At 67.7% G+C, this 16,848-nt stretch carries 18 protein-coding genes; 8 read left to right on the top strand and 10 right to left on the bottom strand.

Annotation, left to right across the window (positions count from 1 at the left end; translation table 11 throughout):
* The first annotated feature begins 238 nt into the window (after positions 1-238).
* Positions 239-1,063, top strand: a complete 825-nt coding sequence (locus ACIBP6_RS07130; RefSeq protein ID WP_397049661.1) for a DUF899 family protein — start codon at positions 239-241, stop codon at positions 1,061-1,063.
* A gap of 755 nt (positions 1,064-1,818) precedes the next feature.
* Here ACIBP6_RS07130 and ACIBP6_RS07125 read toward each other — a convergent pair.
* From ACIBP6_RS07125 to ACIBP6_RS07105, 5 genes are all read right to left on the bottom strand, one after another.
* Positions 1,819-2,724 (bottom strand): SDR family oxidoreductase, encoded by a 906-nt coding sequence (locus ACIBP6_RS07125; RefSeq protein WP_397049659.1) that lies wholly within the window; start codon positions 2,722-2,724, stop codon positions 1,819-1,821.
* Positions 2,725-2,754: 30 nt separating this feature from the next.
* Positions 2,755-2,982 carry a hypothetical protein gene (locus tag ACIBP6_RS07120; protein ID WP_397049657.1) on the bottom strand — a complete coding sequence of 76 codons (228 nt, stop codon included), beginning with the start codon at positions 2,980-2,982 and terminating at the stop codon, positions 2,755-2,757.
* A gap of 273 nt (positions 2,983-3,255) precedes the next feature.
* Complete coding sequence (locus tag ACIBP6_RS07115; RefSeq protein ID WP_397049656.1) at positions 3,256-4,071, bottom strand: CPBP family intramembrane glutamic endopeptidase; 816 nt, start codon at positions 4,069-4,071, stop codon at positions 3,256-3,258.
* A gap of 237 nt (positions 4,072-4,308) precedes the next feature.
* Complete coding sequence (locus tag ACIBP6_RS07110) at positions 4,309-4,581, bottom strand: hypothetical protein (protein WP_397049654.1); 273 nt, start codon at positions 4,579-4,581, stop codon at positions 4,309-4,311.
* Complete coding sequence (locus ACIBP6_RS07105; RefSeq protein WP_397049652.1) at positions 4,566-5,345, bottom strand: alpha/beta hydrolase; 780 nt, start codon at positions 5,343-5,345, stop codon at positions 4,566-4,568. Before ACIBP6_RS07105 ends, ACIBP6_RS07110 begins: the two co-directional genes overlap by 16 nt.
* Before the next feature lie 309 nt (positions 5,346-5,654).
* On the opposite strand from ACIBP6_RS07105, the gene ACIBP6_RS07100 reads away from it, so the two are divergent.
* Positions 5,655-5,822 (top strand): hypothetical protein, encoded by a 168-nt coding sequence (locus tag ACIBP6_RS07100; RefSeq protein ID WP_397049650.1) that lies wholly within the window; start codon positions 5,655-5,657, stop codon positions 5,820-5,822.
* Between the two features lie 645 nt (positions 5,823-6,467).
* Here ACIBP6_RS07100 and bla read toward each other — a convergent pair.
* The 3 genes from bla to ACIBP6_RS07085 all read right to left on the bottom strand — a co-directional run bounded on the left by bla (position 6,468) and on the right by ACIBP6_RS07085 (position 9,075).
* Positions 6,468-7,385 (bottom strand): class A beta-lactamase, encoded by a 918-nt coding sequence (bla, locus tag ACIBP6_RS07095; protein WP_397051477.1) that lies wholly within the window; start codon positions 7,383-7,385, stop codon positions 6,468-6,470.
* Positions 7,386-7,447: 62 nt separating this feature from the next.
* Positions 7,448-8,167 (bottom strand): ABC transporter permease, encoded by a 720-nt coding sequence (locus tag ACIBP6_RS07090; RefSeq protein ID WP_397049648.1) that lies wholly within the window; start codon positions 8,165-8,167, stop codon positions 7,448-7,450.
* Positions 8,168-8,193: 26 nt separating this feature from the next.
* Entirely contained in the window at positions 8,194-9,075 is an 882-nt protein-coding gene (locus ACIBP6_RS07085; RefSeq protein WP_397049646.1) for an ABC transporter ATP-binding protein, read from the bottom strand.
* Between the two features lie 109 nt (positions 9,076-9,184).
* Between ACIBP6_RS07085 and ACIBP6_RS07080 the strand changes: the two genes are divergently transcribed.
* Both ACIBP6_RS07080 and ACIBP6_RS07075 read left to right on the top strand, forming a co-directional pair.
* Positions 9,185-10,336: a sensor histidine kinase gene (locus ACIBP6_RS07080; protein ID WP_397049644.1), complete on the top strand. Its 1,152-nt coding sequence runs from the start codon at positions 9,185-9,187 to the stop codon at positions 10,334-10,336.
* Positions 10,333-10,935, top strand: a complete 603-nt coding sequence (locus ACIBP6_RS07075) for a DNA-binding response regulator (RefSeq protein WP_397049642.1) — start codon at positions 10,333-10,335, stop codon at positions 10,933-10,935. Before ACIBP6_RS07080 ends, ACIBP6_RS07075 begins: the two co-directional genes overlap by 4 nt.
* A gap of 367 nt (positions 10,936-11,302) precedes the next feature.
* Here ACIBP6_RS07075 and ACIBP6_RS07070 read toward each other — a convergent pair whose 3' ends face one another.
* Positions 11,303-12,829, bottom strand: a complete 1,527-nt coding sequence (locus ACIBP6_RS07070; RefSeq protein WP_397049640.1) for an alpha/beta hydrolase — start codon at positions 12,827-12,829, stop codon at positions 11,303-11,305.
* Between the two features lie 155 nt (positions 12,830-12,984).
* Complete coding sequence (locus tag ACIBP6_RS07065; RefSeq protein ID WP_397049639.1) at positions 12,985-13,110, bottom strand: hypothetical protein; 126 nt, start codon at positions 13,108-13,110, stop codon at positions 12,985-12,987.
* A 385-nt stretch (positions 13,111-13,495) separates the two neighbouring features.
* Here ACIBP6_RS07065 and ACIBP6_RS07060 point away from each other — a divergent pair, with 385 nt between their 5' ends.
* The 4 genes from ACIBP6_RS07060 to ACIBP6_RS07045 all read left to right on the top strand — a co-directional run bounded on the left by ACIBP6_RS07060 (position 13,496) and on the right by ACIBP6_RS07045 (position 16,817).
* Positions 13,496-14,101 carry a TetR/AcrR family transcriptional regulator gene (locus tag ACIBP6_RS07060; protein WP_397049637.1) on the top strand — a complete coding sequence of 202 codons (606 nt, stop codon included), beginning with the start codon at positions 13,496-13,498 and terminating at the stop codon, positions 14,099-14,101.
* A gap of 266 nt (positions 14,102-14,367) precedes the next feature.
* Positions 14,368-15,072: a lysostaphin resistance A-like protein gene (locus ACIBP6_RS07055; protein ID WP_397049635.1), complete on the top strand. Its 705-nt coding sequence runs from the start codon at positions 14,368-14,370 to the stop codon at positions 15,070-15,072.
* A gap of 304 nt (positions 15,073-15,376) precedes the next feature.
* Positions 15,377-16,177 carry an SDR family NAD(P)-dependent oxidoreductase gene (locus ACIBP6_RS07050; RefSeq protein ID WP_397049634.1) on the top strand — a complete coding sequence of 267 codons (801 nt, stop codon included), beginning with the start codon at positions 15,377-15,379 and terminating at the stop codon, positions 16,175-16,177.
* 247 nt (positions 16,178-16,424) lie between these two features.
* Complete coding sequence (locus ACIBP6_RS07045; protein ID WP_397049632.1) at positions 16,425-16,817, top strand: ester cyclase; 393 nt, start codon at positions 16,425-16,427, stop codon at positions 16,815-16,817.
* The last annotated feature ends 31 nt before the right edge of the window (positions 16,818-16,848 follow it).

Below are 16,848 nucleotides of genomic sequence, written 5' to 3'. Positions count from 1 at the left end.
GTGGCGGCGCTCACCATGTCTTTCAGCGCGAGCCCCGCTCGAGGTTGACGAGCAGGACCAGCCGCCGACGGTCGGTGCTATCCGTCGATACGGCGGTAGATGTTGATCAGGACACCGGTGGTCATCCTGCGGCGCGAGGATGATGAGGGCCCATCGGGGGCCCGACTGGGAGCCGCAACGACCCGCGTGCCCTCGGGGAGGCACCACGCACGGTCACGACTGAATCTAGGAGACGATCATGAACGATGATTCGAAGAACAACGACACCTCTGCGCTGCCGCCGGTCGTCGACCGGGACACCTGGCAGGCCGACGTAGATGCGCTGCGGGTTCGGGAGAAGGCCCATACCCGCGAAGGTGACGCGATCGCGGCGGCCCGCCGGCGCCTGCCCATGGTGGAGGTGGATGCCAGCCTTGAGCTGATCGGACCGAACGGGCCGGTGACCCTGCTGGACGCGTTCGAAGGACGTCGACAGCTCATCGCCTACTACTTCATGTGGTGGCCCGGCCGGCCCGCGCCCGAGCAGTGCGAGGGCTGCACGTTGTTCCTCGGCCAGGTCGGCGAGCTGTCCTACCTGCACTCCCGTGACATCACCTACGCAGTGTTCAGCCAGGGCCGCAACACCGCGTTCGGCCCGGCCGATGCCCAGGTGTCCTACGACGAAAGCGTCCGCTATCGCGACTTCATGGGCTGGGACATGCCGTGGTATTCGGCACAGCCCTCCCTTGACGCGCTCCTCGTCGGTCGCGAGCTCGGCCTGATGCACCTCGTGTGCTACGTGCGGGAGGGCGACCGCGTCTTCGAGACCTACTGGACGTCGCGCCGCGGCGTGGAGGCGATGGACTACAGCTACGCGCTCATGGACCTCACCGTGTACGGGCGCCAGGAGCTGTGGGAGGACTCGCCCTCCGGCTGGCCGCAACCGCAGGTTGACAGGGAGTCGGCACACATGCGGACCAACGGACGCCCCACCGCCCAGTGGCCGCGAATCCACGCCGGACACTCCGACGACCTCGGAACCGCGGAGACTGGAACAGCGCCCATGCCTCGCAACTGTCACTAATGCCGCATAAGAGAATCTTTGCCCCGTGGTGATGTGACGCGCCGGCCGGAGGCTGGGCCGGGCGGCGTGGTGTCGCCAGGCTGTGCGGGTGGCAGAACGAGTACGCGTGCGCGGGATCGATGACCACGAGGGCCAGCGCCTGCTGCGGCGTCCCACAGGGCGGAGCGGATATCAGCGATGCTGATCCTTCGGCAAAGCTTGTCGAGGGCTTGAGGAGCGCTCCTGCCTGCACCGAGCTTGCACAGTCTTCGACCCGGCCTGGTGGGGCGCCGGATAGAGGCTGGCCATGTGCAAGGTTTCCGCACCGTGCCAGGCGGGGTGACCGGGAGCAGCTCTGATCGCCGGCGGCGGTGGGTCAGCCGAGTCAATGTCGCCATCCAGAGCTGCTCGGCGTAGCCCACCGCGGCTGCCGCCGAGCTGACAGCGGAGTAGGCGACAACAACACCTCTGATGGTCTCTGCCGCCGCCCTGATCATGCAGCGAGTGGGACCGGGTCGTCGATCGCGCCGCGCCGTTCGGCTTGCACTTTCTAGATAGACAATGGCAACCTTTGGACCCTACCGGGACTTGTGTGAATGGACGCCTTGTGGGGATCGATCGCGATGACAACCGGGGCGGGCGCTGCGGGCACGGGTCCTCCTTTCCAGGCCGGAAGCGGGGATCCGGCGAGGAGGGCAGACCAGCTTCGGTCTGATCAGACCTTTCTCGAGCGGCGGTTGCGGCCGGGGCGCAGGCCGTTAGGGAGCCTGTGCGGGTCAGTGGAAAGACGGAGGAAATGGCCTGCTCGACGGTTCAGCGCGATCCGTGGACGAAAGCCGGGAAAAGGCTCGCCAACGCCATAGATGGCGGGGTATCTGCCGGATGGCGACAGGCCGGGGCCACTCGCCGGCACGGAACCACGCTTCGGTGCCGCCGTCGACGACGACGACGCTGCCACTCATGAACGCCGCCGCGGGCGAGAGCATCATCATCACCCAGTCGGCGAGGTGGCCGGGGTCGCCCACTCCGCCGATCGGGTTGGGGAACGACTGGAACGCCTTGGCCGCGACCGGATCCGCCAGTTCCTCGTCGAGCAGTGGCGTCTTCACCGGTCCCGGGGCAATCACATTGAGCCTGATCCCGGCACCGGCCCACGCTGGAGTTACTGCCGCGCGCCGTGCCCAGTCGGTCACCGCGAGCTTCGACGCCGCATAGGCGAAGTTAGGGGCGGCCCGCCCGAATATCCGCACCCTCCGCACCGCTTGTTCGATCTTGCCGGCGCGAATGGCACGGAATACCAGCCAGGGCACGTGAGGCATGACGGTGGGCGAGTTGCTGCCAAAGACCACGGCCCGGGCATCACCGCTCGCCGCGAGCGCCGGCCGCAGGGCAGTCAGCAGCTCGACCGAGCCCAGGTAATTGATCTGCGCGATCCTCCGCGCGCGGTCGGGACCTGGTACGGGCCCGATCCCGGCGGCGACTACCGCGCCGTCGAGTACACCACCGGACCGTTCGAGTATTCCGGCGGCCGCTGCCGAGCGGCCTTCCCCTGTCGCGAGATCGGCGATGATCTCGGCGTCGTACAGATCCACGCCGATCACTAAGTGTCCGGCGGCGCTCAGCCGCTCGCTCACCGCAGAGCCCATCCCCGATGCCGAACCCGTCACTGCGTAAGTGCCCATGCGAAATCCTTGTCTCTGTGAGAAGATCGATTACTGCTGAGGGGATACGGTCGCCGCGACCATGACGTTGTTGACCATGGTGACGATGCGGGCAACCGCTTCGGCGGCGGCAACGGCTCCCCCGCTGCCTTGCTTGGCGCGCTGATCATGGAGAGGTCCAGGGGATCTCGCGGTGGAACTGCGGCCGGGTTCCGCTTCCCGGAGCAGCGCCCCGAGCGCGACGACCTGGGACTGCGGTTCCGCACCGTCGACGAGCACGGCACGACATCCATGCACCGGATCCTGAACCTTTACGACCACCCGCCCCCCGAGGGCTGGGTGATCTGCATCGACGAGTTCGGACCGCTGAACCTGCAACCCCCCACGGCCGGGCCTGGCGACCCCACGGCGAGCCCAGTTCGCCGCCGTGCGCCACTTCGCGCTCAACGGTACCGACCACCGAACCCACGCCGAGCAGGACACAGCCCTCGGCGGCTACATCCGCTGGCGCAACCAGCGAGCACCCCCGAAATCCGGATTCGCCACTGCCAATTACCCGTCCAAGACTGCATGACGAGGCACCAGCCGCTCGCGCAGCCAGACGAGCACGACCATGCCGATGTTGACGGCGGCAAGGATCAGCAGGGACGCATCGCCGGAGTCGGTGGACCGATCGAGGGCGAAGGCCTCGCCGTCCGCCATCAACGTGTTGACGGTCGTCATCAGGATGTTGTTGGCGATGTGGAACGCGATCGACGCCTCGATGCCGCGGCTGATGATCGCCATCAGCCCGGTGGAGATGCCGAACACGGCGTAGTAGCCGAACAGCCAGGGGTCGGTAGACCCGTGGACCACGGCGAAGGCCAGGCTGGAGACCACGAGCCCGACCACCAGAGCCGGGCGCACCGCACGCACCCAGGATGCGGCGGCGGGCAGCACGGCGCTTCGAAACATCAGCTCCTCCCCGGCGGCCTGCATCGGAGTGGTCAGGACGACGATCAACAGCATGACAATCGTCGTGCCGGTGACACCGAAGGCGGTCCAGCCCGGAGCGTCCGGTGCGACCAACGCCACGACACCGATCCCGGCGCCCACCAGCAGCGCCGCGCCGATTAGGTACTGCACCAAGCGGCGTGTGTCGAATGCTCGTGGTGAGCTGATCAGGCTGCGCCACGGTACCTTGGCCATCCACACCACGAGCAGGATCGCCAGTACGCCCGCCGTGCCCACGCTCAGGTTGACGGCCAGGAACTTCAACGGCGTGAAGGTGGCTGCCATCGGGTCGTCGCTGCCCTCAATGATGCCGACGACCTGGTAGAGCAGAATCTGCAGGACCACCATCACGAGCGACGGCACGATGATGACCACGAGCGGCTTCCACCAACTCATGCGGAGGTGCGCGCCGAACGGTCGGGAGCTATCGACGGCAGGCCGAGAGCCCCCCTGCGTCGAGAGACTCGAGTGACTCGATGCCGCGGGGTTTGGGCGACTCGTCGCGTCTCGGGGATCGTCGGATCCTGGTACATCCATCGGGAAGGTTCCTCTCGGGTTCGAATCGGTTGCTGCGCTCATGAGCGAACACCATGCCGTCGGGCCACGCTCCAGTCAGATGGAGGCGTCTTCGGCGCGGGATCCGCCGGTTGAAGGCAGAGGATCGGCGAATGCGCAGGGCTGTACGGAGGGACGGATCGCCTCGGTCCGGTCTACCTCGACGACGTCGACTCGATGCCCGTCGACTGACCCTGGATGCAGCTCCATCCCTGCCAGCTCCTCGCGCATCCGCTGCTGGCGCTCGATGCTGGCCGCCAGCTCGGCACGGGGGCGGACACCGGTTCCGCCCCCGATTTCGACTCCGGACAAGGTCAGTCGTGCCGGCACGTCGTGTCCTCGGCGGGCATCGTGCCGTCGACCAGGTACGACGTGGTGAGGTTAAGCGCGCAAGCGTCGCCGCCGAGCACATAGACGCCGTGCCCGCTCTCGTTGGCGGTCACCAGCCGAGCGCGCTGGCCGAACTGCTCACGCAGCAGCTTGCCACCCGCCCACGGGGTGACCGGGTCGTGCCAGTTCTGAAGGATCAGCACATTCCGCGGGCCCTTGTCGCTAATCGCAACGGAGGGCTCGGACGGCTCGTACTTCCAGTAGGCGCACGGAGTGATGTTGGCGCTGGCCGCACCGTACAGCGGGTATCGCTCTCGGTCCTCGAAGACGGCCCGCCGGTAGGTCTCCACGTCCTCAGGCCCCTCGACGTCATTGCAGGTGACGGCGAGGAACACCGTCAAGGCGTTGTCGGCCGGGCTCGGTGCCACCGTCGCCTTCGCCTCCGAGGGCGCCTTGCCATGGTCCTGGTACGACTGCCAGATCCGCGCGAGGTTCGCGTACTGAATCTCGCTGTAGAGGGAGGCGAAGGTGTAGGTCCGGAACATAGCGCCGTTGAGACCGTCGGCCGCCGGTGTCCGGTCAAGTCGTTCGGCGATGGTCAAATAGGTCCTGCGCACCTGCTGCGGCGTGTGGCCCAGCCCGTAGGAGTCGTGCCGCGCCGCCGCCCACTCCGCAAAGTCGGGCAACCTCTGTTCCATGCCGAGGGCGTACCGGCGCAGACCGGCACGGTCGAGGTGGGTGTCGCCGATGTTGCTGTCCAGCACGATCCGGTCGGTGGTTGCCGAGAACATCGAGGCGTACGCGGCACCCCACGCCGAGCGCGGCCCGGATGCGGTCCAGGTCGCGGGCCATGTTGGCGGTCGTCAGGTGTCGCAGCCGCCCTTCGGTGTCGTTCGCCGCGCACCGGGCGGCGACCTCCTTGACGATCTCCGCCTGCCGGGTCACGGCCGCGCCGTCGACCGCGTACGGTGGGCTGTTGGCCCAGTAGGCGTCGACGGCGGTGAAGCCACAGCTGACCGGCGCCGAGTGCCCCGACGCCCCGGGTGTCCATGCCGATCAGATCGTAGGCGTCCATGACGCTGGCCGGCAGCCCCTTGCCGGCCAGAAATCCCGGCTGGTCCAGCCCGGTGCCGCCCGGCCCCCCGGGGTTGAACATCAGCACGCCAGGCCGCTTCTCCGGCTTCGTGCTCGCGATCCGCGACACCATGATCTGGATCTGCGTGCCCTCCGGGTCACGGTAGTCCAGCGGGACCGGCACCTTCGCGCACTGCACCAGAAGTGGCGGCGGCACCACGACATTCTCCGGGCACGCGGCCCATGCCGGCCGCGCCGTCGATTCCCCGGCCGTCGCCGGAATCACCGCGGCCAGCGCACCAACCATGCCAAGCATCCCCATCAGGGCGATGCCACGTCTTCGATACACGTCCGGGTCTCCCGTTCTTCGTTGCGGTAGTTCCACCCGATGCCACACCGTGCCTCGGAGGCACAGTCAAGCCAGAGACCACGTCGGGCTCCCTTCGACAGCGACAGTCAGTGTGGTGGACATACCTCGATGACAGCAGCCCTCGCGGCCACCCGTCAGTAACAGGACGTCACAGCACCGTGTGACGTGGTGTCACTGGCTACGGCCCGCGACGCCGCAGCGTGACAATGTGCGATCGCCACCCGCTTCCGCAGCCCGAGCGGCCGCTGCCGCTACATCGATAGCCAGGTCGAGCGCATCGAGGACCTCCAACAGCTGAGAACGGTCCTCCACTCGGACATCGCACGATTCCTGGGCGCCACCGACCGCCGCCGGACACCGACCGACGCATCCGCACGACGGAGTTTGTCAGCACCACCGATCTCGTCGGCGGCATCGCCGGACCTCACGGCCACCAGCCCCGTCACAGCTGGCTGATCACCACCTCCGTCGCCTGGGCGATCAGGGCGTCGTCGTAGCCGGCGTTTTGATCGCGGCGGCTGGACAGCACGGCCAGGACGATCGGCGCGCGAACCGGCGGCCAAATCACCGCGATGTCGTTGCGGGTGCCGTACCCGGCGGCACCGGTCTTGTCCCCGACGACCCACCCGTCGGGGACACCGGCGCGGATCAGCGCGGCGCCGGTGGTGTTGCCCCGCAGCCAACCGTTGAGGATGCCGCGGTCTGCGGGCTCGAGGGCATCCGCGACGGCGTACGCCCGCAGGTCACCGGCCAGCGCCCGTGGGGTGCTGGTGTCCCGCCTGTCGCCCGGCGTCGCCTCGTTGAGCTCAGTCTCGTAGCGCGCCGCGTCGGTGACCTTGTCACCGATCTTCCGCAGTTCCTTCTCGAATCGCTGCGGTCCACCGAGATGCCGCAACAGCAAGTTGCCGGCCGTGTTGTCGCTGTACCGCACGGCGGCGTCGGCGAGTGCGCGCAGCGTCATGCCCTCGGCGACGTGCTGCTCGGTGATCGGCGAATAGGTCACCAGGTCGTCCGCCGAGTACCGCACCACGCGATCCATCTCGGCGTCTCTGGTCTCGTCGAGGACCTCGGCGGCGGCCAACGCCTTGTACGTCGAGGCGTACGCGAACCTCTCCTCGTCCCGGTACCCCACGGTCCGACCCGTACCGGTGTCGATCGCGTAGATCCCCAGCCGCGCGTCGAACCTCTTCTCCAGCCGTCGGAACTCCCGGTCCCGATCGGCGGTGGACGCGGTGACCATCACCGGACGGTCCCACGTCGGCTGCTCAGCCGCGTCGGCGGTGCCGCGTGCGGCCAGGGGAACCAAGACCGAGACCGCTGTCACCGCGATTACCAGACGTCGTGTCGAAGAAACCATCATCACGCCTTGTCGTTCGGAGACTCGACCGCTGACAGCGGGTAGCTCAGCTGATGGTGCGGCGGTCATCGGCGAGGCTCCCAGCGGAAAAGCCGGATGGCGAGGGCGACGGCGACGACGACCCAGCCCAGCGTCGGTGCGAGCAGGGCAAGGGACTCGGTCACCGCGACTCCACCGTTCCAGGCGTTCATGGTCAGCTCGGTGGCCGAGCCGCCGGGCAGGAGCCGCTTGAGCAGGGTGAGGTCCTCGGTGCCGCTGACGCCCACCCAGGTGGCCACGGCGATCACGCCGAGGGTGACGGGCAGGGTGGTCACCTGGGCGTGCTCGGGTGAGTTCGTCAGTCCCGCGGTGGCCAGGGCCAGGCCGATCATCATGGCCAGGGTCGCGAGGATCGCCACCACCAGCAGGACGACGTTGGCCGGCCCACCGGCGACCACGGCCAGTGCGGTCAGGATCGCGGTCACCTGCACCAGGGCCAGGACGACGACGGGTAGCAGCAGACCGGCGAGGATGCCGGCGTCGTCGACGGCGGTGGATCGTAGCCGCTTGAGGAAAAGGTTCTGACGCCGGGACGCCAGGGTGGTGACGGCCGTGGCGTAGAGCCCGAACGCGGCCGCGGTCAACATCACGATCGCCGCGATGTAGCCGAGGCTGAGGATGGTCGCGAAGGTCTCGTGCTGACGGACGAAGAACACGCAGACCGCTACGGGAATGATGAAGCTGGTGATCAGCACAAGACGGTTTCGAAAGATCTGGATCAGCTCACTGGAAGCGATGGACAACACGGTGACACTCCTCTCGAAAGAACGAATCAGCTGCTGATGGCGCGGAACACGTCGTCGAGCCGGGTTGCCCCAGCCTCCAGACCCCGCAACTCCACGGCGTGCTCCTGCGCCCACCCGAGCAGGAGATACAGGTCCTCCTGCAAAGCAAAGGTCTCGACCATGACCTTCCCGTCGGCGTCGACGACAGCCTGCAACGGCAGCGACGGTGCCGATGCCGGGAGGGAGAAGCGGATCACCGCCGGCAGGGTGCGAGTCAGCTCGGAGACCGTGCCCTCCCGGTGGAAGGTGCCCTGGTGCATCAACCCGATGCGGTCGGCGCGCTGCTGCGCCTCCTCCAGGTAATGCGTGGTGAGCACGATGGTCGCGCCGTTCTCACGCACCCGGTCCACCGTCGCCCACACGGCGTCCCGGGACTGGATGTCCAGGCCGGTGGTCGGCTCGTCCAGGAAGATCAGCTCGGGTGTTCCGTAGACGGCGGTGGCGAAGTCCAGCCGTCGTTTCTCCCCGCCGGAGAGCTGGGACACCTTCCGGCCGGCCCGGTCGGTGAGGTCGACGAGGTCCAGTAACCGGTCGACGTCGTCGGTACGCCGGCTGAGCCGGCCGACCAGACCGACGGACTCGCGTACGGTCAGGCCCGGGGAGAACCCGCTCTCCTGGAGCATCACGCCCATCCGGGGACGTACGGCGCGTCGGTCCTGCGGGCTGTGCCCGAAGACGCGCACGGCGCCGGAGGTCGGCCTCCGGTGTCCCTCGATGGTCTCCAGCGTCGAGGTCTTCCCAGCCCCGTTGGTGCCGAGCAGCGCGTACAGTTCCCCCCGCCGTACCTGGAAAGAGAGATCCTTCACCGCGTGAAAGTCGCCGTACGTGAGGTTCAGGTGTTCGACTTCGATGACTGGTGTGTTGGACATGCATCCATGACAGCGGGACTCGCGGCCACCCGTCAGTGCAACCATGTCACGGGCTCCATGTGATGTGGTGTCACTGGTCGCGGCCGGTCGGCATGCGGATACTGGGACGGTGACCACAAGATCGCCGCGCTACACCAAGTCGACGCAGGGACGGCTGCGCCGGCTCAATCTCGCGGCCTCACTGCCGCCGCTCATGATCGCTGCGGCAGCCCTCATGTACATCGACGCACATGCCTGGTGGCACGTCGTCGTCCTGGCTCCGGGGTTCGCGGCGGCCCTGGTGGCCTTCGAACGGTGGACGGCCAACGACCTCGCCCGGGTCGCGCTGCCCGCCATGATCGTGGCGGGAGCCGTGTGGCCGCTGGGGGCGCTGCTGACCGGCAGCCCGAACGCGTACTGGGGTGTCTGCGCCGTGGGTTCCCTCGCCCTGCGCGAGGTGCGGCGACGTCGGGCCCTGGCGGTGGCCGGGCTGTTCTCCTACGTCGCCGTCGTCGGCGCGGCGCGGCTCCTGGTGGAGCGGGACGACGTACGCGAGGTCCTGGTCAGCTACGTCCTCACCCCGACTGCCCTCACCGCCCTGGTGACGGTCATGACCCTGCTGGGCGAGCGGTTCTACGACCTCATCCGGGAACTCGACCAGACCCGGGAGCGCGAGGCGGAGCTGGCTGTCGTCCGAGAACGCGTCCGGTTCGCCAGCGACCTGCACGACATCCAGGGCCACACCCTGCACGTGGTGAAGCTGAAGATCGCGCTGGCGCAGAAGATGCTGCTCCGCGACGCCGGACGGGCGGAGAAGGAACTACGCGAGACGTACGCCCTGGTCAGCGACACCATCGCGCAGACCAAGGAACTCGCCTACGCCCAACGGCGGCTCAACCTCTCGGCGGAGATCGAGAACGCGAAGAACCTGTTCGAGGCCGCAGGCATCCGGGTGCGGCTGACACGGGAGGCCGAGGTCGACGCCCAGGCCGGCGAACTGCTCGGCCAGGTTCTACGCGAGACGACCACCAACATCCTGCGGCACGCGCAGGCCACCCAGGTGCAGATCACGCTTTCCGAGGCGGGTATCACGATCGTCAACGACGGAGCGGCGGGCAACTCACCTCCGGAGCTCAGGGGGCTGTCGGCCCTGCGACAACGGGTGTCCGGCGACGGAGGCGAGCTGATCGTGGAACAGCACGACGGACTGTTCCGGACAGCCGCGATGTTCCCCCCCGCCCGTACCGGCACGACCGCGGCCGCGCGGGAGAACGACCGATGACGACCATCGTGCTCGCCGACGACGAGGTGCTGCTCCGCACGGCCCTGGCCGCGCTACTGCCGCTGGAGGGCGACATCACCGTCCTCGCCGAGGCGCAAGACGGACAGACGGCCATCGAAGCCACCCTGCGGCACCGACCCGACGTGCTGGTCATCGACCTGGAGATGCCGGGCGTGGACGGCCTCGGCGCGGTCGCGCAGATCCGCCGCGCGCGCCCGGAACAGGTGGTCCTCATGCTGACCCGGCACGCCCGGCCGGGCGTGTTGCGAAAGGCCTTGAAACTCGGTGTCCAGGGCTTCGTCAGCAAGTCCTCCGAGCCGGCCCACATCACCTCCGTCATCGCCACCCTGCACACCGGCAGGCGCTGGATCGACCCGGAGGTCTCCGCGCTGGCCGTCATCGACGACTGCCCCCTGACCGACCGCGAACTCGACGTCCTGCGCGAGACCGGCTCTGGTTACTCGGTCGCCGACATCGCCAGCCGGCTCCACCTCGCGCAGGGCACGGTGCGCAACTACCTGTCCAACGCGATGCAGAAGACCCAGACCCACACCCGTCACGACGCGGCGCGCTACGCCCGCGAACACGACTGGCTGTAAGCGACGGTCCGCCTTCGATCGGTGAGATGTCACAGCGATGTGGTGACGTGATGCCCCTGTCGGCCCGTTGTGATGACGACTGGAGTCGATTCAGGATGTCCCAGGGCCTCTGCGTGGTCCATTGGGGTGTCTCTGACTGAGGCACAGGCGGTGTCGCGCCGGTTGAAGGGTGGCGTGGGACCAGTGCGGCTCCGTCTGCGATCGGGGAGTCGCTGAGACAGCATGACACCGATAGGGGCCGCCCCCGGCTCGCTCAACCAGGGGGGTCGACGAGATGTCGCGCCAGGATCGGTGCGAGCTTCTCGGTGAGGTTCCGCCGAGTCGCCTCGTCCGTCCGGGGCGATGTCGCGATCGCCGTACTGCCGGGTCAGACGGAGCAGGTGGGCATGGTGGCCGGCAGCTTGAGGTCGATGAGGTAGTCCGCGGCGATGGTGTCGACGCACTCGTTCTTTCCGGACGAGACGATGGTGTGTCCCTCGCCCTCGACGGTCAGCAGGGCGCTGCCCAGGGTGTCGGCGAGGCTGATGGCACCCTGGTGCGGAGTGGTGGCGTCACCGGTGATCGAAATGACCAGAGTGTCCGGCAGGCCCTTGACGTTCTGTGCGTACGGGATGCCGAGCGTCGGCGGGGCCGGCCAGAACTCGCATCCGTCGCGTGCGCCCACCGCGGGGTCTCCCCCGGGGTTCATGAAGGGCGCCATCTCGTAGGTCTTCACGCGCAGCCGGGTGGCGTCCTGCGGGGTGAGCCGTTGCTCGTCCATGCAGTTGATCGCGAACATCGCCTCGATGGCGTTGCCGTTGAGCACAGAGTCGGGCTCACCACCTTCGAAGTCGAACGTCAGCTCCAGCAGCGTGTCGCCACGCCCCTGCTGCACCTCCGCAAGACCACTCACGATGGCGGGCCACTTGTCCGGGCTGTACAGGCCAGCCATCACCCCACCGAGCGCCTCGTCGAAGTCGAGTTCCTGGTCCAATGCGGGCACGGGCTTGTCTCTAAGCGGCTGAACGATCGTCTGGAACGTCGACGTCCATGCCTTCGGATCGGTCCCCAACGGGCAGGTCGCCTTCTCCGCGCACGCGGCGGCCATCGCCTCGAATGCTCGCTGGAAGCCCCCGTACGCCGAGAGCCGACGTTCGATCGTCCCCAGGTTCGGGTCGAACGCGCCGTCGAGGACCATCGCCCGCACCCGCTGCGGGAACTGCTCCGCGTAAACCGCTCCCAGCCGGGTGCCGTAGCTCTGACCGAGGAACGTCAACTTCTCCTCACCGAGCGCCGCCCGCAGCACGTCCATGTCCCGGGCGGTCGTGCGCGAACCCATCTGGGTGAGCGCCTCCACACCCCCGGATCCCTTTGCGCAGCGGTCGAACACCGCGCGAGTGTCCTCCTCCGTCAGCGAGGCGGTCATGGTCATCAGCGGGAACACCTCGTCGCCCCGGCTCGCGCCACCCTCGGTGTAGCAGTCGGCCGCGGGCTTGGTGGCGCCGACACCACGCGGGTCGAAACCGACCACGTCGAACCGTTCGGTGATGCGACTCTTCGTCATCTGAGCCGCGACCCCCAGACCGCCCAGGACGCCGGAGCCACCGGGACCCCCGGGATTGAACACCAGTGAGCCCTGCGACTCTCCCCGGGCAGCGAAGCGCAGGACCGCGACGGTGGTGGCGGTGCCCTGAGGATCGTCGTAGTCCAGCGGCACACTCAGCCACGCGCACTCGGCCGGAGCCTTCCCGAGGATCTCCGCCTCACGCGGGCTCGTGGCGAAGTCGGTACAGCCCTTCCACTCCAGCTTCTGGGTGTAGTACCGCTCCAGCGCAGTGCTGGCCGCGCTTTCGCCCGGACCTGGATCCTCTTCCTCTCCGGATGCGCACGCCACGAGCGAAACCAAACAGGCCACCAGGGCGATACTCGCGAAACGGAGTCGCCGTAGGGGTGGGCGACCCCTGCCGGGGCGGGACGTAATGCTCGTCCTTCTGCTCACGTTACGGACTCCTTTATACGCTTCTGTTATGTCGAGACGGTCTGCATCGCACCTGGTGTTCATGACCGGCGTCAGCGTGTGCGTTGTAGCCAGTCGAGGAAGCCGGCTCGCCGCTGCCACCGCTTGGGCCGGTGCGCCACCAGGGACGCGGCGAGCCCGACGACGACGGTCAAGGCCACTCTTCGACGTCGTTTCATGCCTGCCTCCCGGCCAACTGTTCACGGTTGGTCCTCTGCGCCCAGCGCGATGCCTCCATGCCACCAGCCGCCGCAGCCACCCGGCAGTGGCGCCATGTCACGCCGACACGTGACGTGCCGTCACTGTTCACGGCACCGGACCGTGCGAACAATGCGGTGGTGACCTTACGAACGCTGCGATTCACCGCGTGGCCACGAAACCGGCGAGCGCTGGTTCGACCCGGACGTGTAGGACGTGCCCAGTTCTACCTGGGGAGGTCGCTATCGCGTGGCACGCCAGCACGTCGTCGCACCCGGTTGGGCACCAGCGCCGGGCACGGTGCAGAGAGCACACAGCATGACCAGCATCTCAGCGGCGATCGGTACCGAATAGTACAATTGTAGGATGGGTCGTTCGCGGAGTACTGTCATGGGCCGGCCTCGGGAATTCGACATCGACGAGGCGTTGGAGCGCGCCATGCAGGTGTTCTGGGAGCGGGGGTACGAGGGTGCGACCCTCTCTGATCTGACCGGCGCCATGGGGATCACCAAGACGAGCATGTACGCGGCCTTCGGTAACAAGGAGCAGCTGTTCCGCAGGGCACTGGAGCGCTACGTGGAGGGGCCGGCCTCCTACGCGACGCGCGCCCTGGAGGAGCCGACCGCGCGAGGGGTGGCAGAGGCGCTCTTGCATGGAGCGGTTCGGACCACGACCCTTTCCGAAGGCCATCCTGGATGCTTGACAGTGCAGGGCGCGCTGGCGGCAAGCGACGGAGGTCGACCCGCGCACGATCTGCTCGTCAGCTGGCGGAACGATGCGGGCCTACGCCTTCAGGAGCGCTTCCAGCGCGCCGTCGACGAGGGCGACCTCCCGCGCGACGCCGACGCAGGGCGACTGGCCCGATACGTTATGACGGTGGCATTCGGTATCGCTGTCCAGGCCGCCAGCGGCCTCGGTCACGACCAACTCCAGGACATCGCCGATACGGCACTGCGCAGCTGGCAGCCATAGCGGGGCGTGCGACTCTGTCGAGATGAAGGATGCGAAGACGTCCGACACGCATTCGCGCAGAGTCTCACCGAGGGCCACGTCGGCCACGCTTACAGAATCGCCCTCCGGTACGAGGACGCTGCCCCGGATCGAAACCGGCGCAGACACTCGCCAGGCGGACCGGTGACGTGCTCGCTCTGAACCTGCCGTACGAACGATGTATTGACTGTGTCCCGACTACATGGTTTCTCCTTTCAGACAACCCGCGGGGGAACAAAGGAGAGGACATGATGGTCAACACACCTGGCGAAACCGCGACAGGGGGCGTCCGGCTGAAGGCGCCAGGGTGGCCGGAGATCCTGGCGGGAGGCGCCGCTTACGGGGCGTCCTGTCTCCTTGTGGCCGTCCTGCTGCCGCTCGCCAAAGACGCCGCCGTAGCAGGCGTCGTCGGGCTTCTCGTCTCGGGTGCGATGGGGCTCATGGCCTTTGCAGCCGCAGTACTCATCCGTATACGCGGGCTCGCAGCCGTCGGCGTCCGCCGTGCGAGGCCGCGTCACTTCGTTGTAGCCGCGATGCTCGGCCTGGTCGCCTACGCGATCGTCGCGGTCGTCTACATGCTCGTGAGCGGCGACGCACAAAACGTGCAGACGAGCTACCAGGCGGCTGCTGCAGCCGGCTGGTGGTCGCTCGTCCTCGCGCTCGTCGCGGGGGCGATCATCACTCCGCTCGGCGAGGAGGCGTTCTTCCGCAGGGTTCTCGCCAACGCCCTGTTCGCCCGCTACCACGCGTGGATCGCGGTCGTCGCGAGCGCGGCGGTCTTCGCTGTCGCCCACGGCATCAACCCCATCCTGCCCGTGGCGTTCGTGGTCGGGGTGCTCGCCGCCCTACTGTTCCGCTGGTCGGGTTCGATCTGGTCGGGCGTTGTGTTGCACGGCGTCAACAACACGACCGCGTTGCTCGTCCCACTCCTCTTCGCCCTCGCCGGGGCGTGACGAGATCCAGCGGCGCGTGTGCGTTGGCGGTGCAGCGCGTGAGGACTCGGGGCCTGTTCCTTCCGCGTCACGGAGCCCTGCGCATGTTCGTGCGACGCCGGGCGAGCGAACCGGCGCGCTGCGCTGACGCTGCTGCGGTGGCGCATCCCGGAGCGACACGCCGACTTTTGTACCGCTCGGAATAGAAGTCGCGGGGCCGAAGTTGTCCCCTCCAACGATGGCCGCTGCGACGAGAGCGTGGAAGGGCGTCGCGAGCCATCACCACCCGAACACAGCCCCGATCCGGGCCGACAGAAAGGCCGTCATGTCTGACACCGACCTGCGCAACATCGAGGCGCTCAACGCCCATGAGTCCGACCGCATCGCAGTGGTCACCGGCGCCAGCCGTGGCATCGGCGCGGCCATCGCCGGCCGTCTCGCCGCCGACGGATACACCGTCGCCGTTCACTACCGCCAGGACTCGGCCGCCGCAGCCAGCGTCGTCGGAAAGATCATCGCGGCCGGCGGCGCGGCGTTCTCCTTCGCCGCCGACCTGGCCGCACCCGACACCGGCACCGCGTTCTGGGCCGCCTACGATGAAGCTGCGGGCTCGCTGCGCGACGCTCCCGTGCGGGTGCTGGTGAACAACGCCGGGGTCGCCCTGCACGGCACCATCGAGGAGTTCGATGCCGAGGACTTCATCCGCCAGCAGCAGATCAACACCACCGCGCCGTTCCTGATCATCCAGGCTGCCCTGCCTCGCCTGGCCAACGGCGGGCGCATCGTGAACATCTCCTCCGGCGCCACCCGCGTCGCCTTCCCCGATCTCATCGGCTACACCATGACAAAGGGCGCCATCGACGCCCTCACCCTCCCCCTCGCCCAGCACCTGGGCCCCCGCGGCATCACTGTCAACGCCGTCGTCCCCGCCACCACCGACACCGACATGAACGCCTCCTGGTTGCGCGGCGACCTCCGCCTCATCGCCGACATCGCCGCACAGAACGCCCTCGGCCGCATCGGCGAACCCGACGACGTCGCCGATGTCGTCGCCCTCCTCGCCTCCCATGACGCCCGGTGGGTCACGGGACAGGTCATCGACGCCACCGGCGGCTACCGCTTGTAGAAAGCGTCCCTCCGGTGCCAACACCGCAAACCGCGTTGCTCGTCCCGCTCCTCATCACGCTCGTGGGGGCGTTACGAGAGCTGACGGGTGCGCACCTCGTTCGACTTATGTACCGATTAGAATAGAAATACCTGCAGTCGGGGTCTTACCTTCGGCGACGGCCGCCACGGCGAGATCGTGGGAGGGCGTCGCACGTCATCACCATCCGAGTACACAATCCCGATCCGGGGCGACAGAGAGAGCAATCATGTCCGACACTGAACTGCGCGCACTTTTCCAGCGCTACATCGATGCGCTCAATGCTCATGAATTTCACCGCATGACCGAGTTCATTCACGACGAGGTCATCGAGAACGGCCAGCGGGTCACGCGGGACGACGTGATCGCGGAGCTGAAGGGGCACGGCGATGCGGTACCCGACTTCACTTGGCGGGTCAAGGACGTCGCCATCGACGGTGATCGCGTGGCGGCCCGTCTGTTCAACAAGGGCACGCCCGCGAAGGAGTGGTTCGGCGTGACCCCCACCGGGGCCACGGTCGAGTATGCCGAGTACGCCTTCCACAAGGTCCGCGATGGGCGCTTCTATGAGATGAACTATCTGATCGACGCCCAGGCAGTGCAGCGTCAGCTGGGCTCCTGACGTCCAGGGTCGGCCCTCGTCAGCATCTCCG

The sequence above is a fragment of the Nonomuraea terrae genome (assembly GCF_044465245.1).
Taxonomy (GTDB): Bacteria; Actinomycetota; Actinomycetes; order Streptosporangiales; family Streptosporangiaceae; genus Nonomuraea; species Nonomuraea terrae.
Note: the sequence above shows the minus strand (reverse complement) of the source record. Positions and strands in the feature narration are given on the sequence as shown.